This is a genomic window from Streptomyces sp. NPDC037273, assembly GCF_055603625.1.
The window spans coordinates 1-3,094 of the sequence record NZ_JBVJVO010000034.1; the positions used below are offsets into that span (position 1 = coordinate 1).

Here is a 3,094-nt window from a genome sequence, read left to right on the forward strand (position 1 = left end):
GGTAAACATTCACGGAGAGTTTGATCCTGGCTCAGGACGAACGCTGGCGGCGTGCTTAACACATGCAAGTCGAACGATGAAGCCCTTCGGGGTGGATTAGTGGCGAACGGGTGAGTAACACGTGGGCAATCTGCCCTTCACTCTGGGACAAGCCCTGGAAACGGGGTCTAATACCGGATACGAGTTCGGGAGGCATCTCCTGGACTGGAAAGCTCCGGCGGTGAAGGATGAGCCCGCGGCCTATCAGCTTGTTGGTGGGGTAATGGCCTACCAAGGCGACGACGGGTAGCCGGCCTGAGAGGGCGACCGGCCACACTGGGACTGAGACACGGCCCAGACTCCTACGGGAGGCAGCAGTGGGGAATATTGCACAATGGGCGAAAGCCTGATGCAGCGACGCCGCGTGAGGGATGACGGCCTTCGGGTTGTAAACCTCTTTCAGCAGGGAAGAAGCGAAAGTGACGGTACCTGCAGAAGAAGCGCCGGCTAACTACGTGCCAGCAGCCGCGGTAATACGTAGGGCGCAAGCGTTGTCCGGAATTATTGGGCGTAAAGAGCTCGTAGGCGGCTTGTCACGTCGGGTGTGAAAGCCCGGGGCTTAACCCCGGGTCTGCATCCGATACGGGCAGGCTAGAGTGTGGTAGGGGAGATCGGAATTCCTGGTGTAGCGGTGAAATGCGCAGATATCAGGAGGAACACCGGTGGCGAAGGCGGATCTCTGGGCCATTACTGACGCTGAGGAGCGAAAGCGTGGGGAGCGAACAGGATTAGATACCCTGGTAGTCCACGCCGTAAACGTTGGGAACTAGGTGTTGGCGACATTCCACGTCGTCGGTGCCGCAGCTAACGCATTAAGTTCCCCGCCTGGGGAGTACGGCCGCAAGGCTAAAACTCAAAGGAATTGACGGGGGCCCGCACAAGCAGCGGAGCATGTGGCTTAATTCGACGCAACGCGAAGAACCTTACCAAGGCTTGACATATACCGGAAAGCATTAGAGATAGTGCCCCCCTTGTGGTCGGTATACAGGTGGTGCATGGCTGTCGTCAGCTCGTGTCGTGAGATGTTGGGTTAAGTCCCGCAACGAGCGCAACCCTTGTCCTGTGTTGCCAGCATGCCCTTCGGGGTGATGGGGACTCACAGGAGACCGCCGGGGTCAACTCGGAGGAAGGTGGGGACGACGTCAAGTCATCATGCCCCTTATGTCTTGGGCTGCACACGTGCTACAATGGCCGGTACAAAGAGCTGCGATGCCGCGAGGCGGAGCGAATCTCAAAAAGCCGGTCTCAGTTCGGATTGGGGTCTGCAACTCGACCCCATGAAGTCGGAGTTGCTAGTAATCGCAGATCAGCATTGCTGCGGTGAATACGTTCCCGGGCCTTGTACACACCGCCCGTCACGTCACGAAAGTCGGTAACACCCGAAGCCGGTGGCCCAACCCCTTGTGGGAGGGAGCTGTCGAAGGTGGGACTGGCGATTGGGACGAAGTCGTAACAAGGTAGCCGTACCGGAAGGTGCGGCTGGATCACCTCCTTTCTAAGGAGCACAGTACCGATTGCAGGCAAACGTTCTGCACGGTCAGCTCATGGGTGGAACGTTGATTAGTTGGCACAGTCAGTGAATCGAAACCGCTAGTACTGCTTCGGCGTGGAACACGGGATTCGAGGAACGGACTGTGCTTGGCACGTTGTTGGGTGTCTGAGGGTACGGCCGGTTGGTCGTCCTTCAAGTCTCCGGCCCCAGTGAACTCATCGGCTTGTCTGGTGGGGTGATGGGTGGCTGGTCGTTGTTTGAGAACTACACAGTGGACGCGAGCATCTGTGGCCAAGTTTTTAAGGGCGCACGGTGGATGCCTTGGCACCAGGAACCGATGAAGGACGTGGGAGGCCACGATAGTCCCCGGGGAGCCGTCAACCAGGCTTTGATCCGGGGGTTTCCGAATGGGGAAACCCGGCAGTCGTCATGGGCTGTCACCCATGCCTGAACACATAGGGCATGTGGAGGGAACGAGGGGAAGTGAAACATCTCAGTACCCTCAGGAAGAGAAAACAACCGTGATTCCGGGAGTAGTGGCGAGCGAAACCGGATGAGGCCAAACCGTATGCGTGTGATACCCGGCAGGGGTTGCGCATGCGGGGTTGTGGGATCTCTCTTTCACAGTCTGCCGGCTGTGAGACGAGTCAGAAACCGTTGATGTAGGCGAAGGACATGCGAAAGGTCCGGCGTAGAGGGTAAGACCCCCGTAGCTGAAACATTGACGGCTCGTTTGAGAGACACCCAAGTAGCACGGGGCCCGAGAAATCCCGTGTGAATCTGGCGGGACCACCCGCTAAGCCTAAATATTCCCTGGTGACCGATAGCGGATAGTACCGTGAGGGAATGGTGAAAAGTACCGCGGGAGCGGAGTGAAATAGTACCTGAAACCGTGTGCCTACAAGCCGTGGGAGCGTCGGATACAGCTTGCTGTATCTCGTGACTGCGTGCCTTTTGAAGAATGAGCCTGCGAGTTTGCGGTGTGTTGCGAGGTTAACCCGTGTGGGGAAGCCGTAGCGAAAGCGAGTCCGAATAGGGCGATTCAGTAGCACGCTCAAGACCCGAAGCGGAGTGATCTAGCCATGGGCAGGTTGAAGCGGAGGTAAGACTTCGTGGAGGACCGAACCCACCAGGGTTGAAAACCTGGGGGATGACCTGTGGTTAGGGGTGAAAGGCCAATCAAACTCCGTGATAGCTGGTTCTCCCCGAAATGCATTTAGGTGCAGCGTCGTGTGTTTCTTGCCGGAGGTAGAGCACTGGATAGGCGATGGGCCCTACCGGGTTACTGACCTTAGCCAAACTCCGAATGCCGGTAAGTGAGAGCACGGCAGTGAGACTGTGGGGGATAAGCTCCATGGTCGAGAGGGAAACAGCCCAGAGCATCGACTAAGGCCCCTAAGCGTACGCTAAGTGGGAAAGGATGTGGAGTCGCAGAGACAACCAGGAGGTTGGCTTAGAAGCAGCCACCCTTGAAAGAGTGCGTAATAGCTCACTGGTCAAGTGATTCCGCGCCGACAATGTAGCGGGGCTCAAGCGTACCGCCGAAGTCGTGTCATTGCAGCA

General features: G+C 57.5%; 2 rRNA genes (1 of these 2 cut by a window edge). Both read left to right on the forward strand.

Annotated elements, in window-relative coordinates:
* The first annotated feature begins 8 nt into the window (after positions 1 to 8).
* Positions 9 to 1,534, forward strand: a 16S ribosomal RNA gene (locus tag ACZ7G1_RS38805).
* A 286-nt stretch (positions 1,535 to 1,820) separates the two neighbouring features.
* Positions 1,821 to 3,094: ribosomal RNA gene (locus ACZ7G1_RS38810) — 23S ribosomal RNA — on the forward strand (it continues 1,927 nt past the right edge of the window).
* The 16S and 23S rRNA genes sit together here, the layout of an rRNA operon.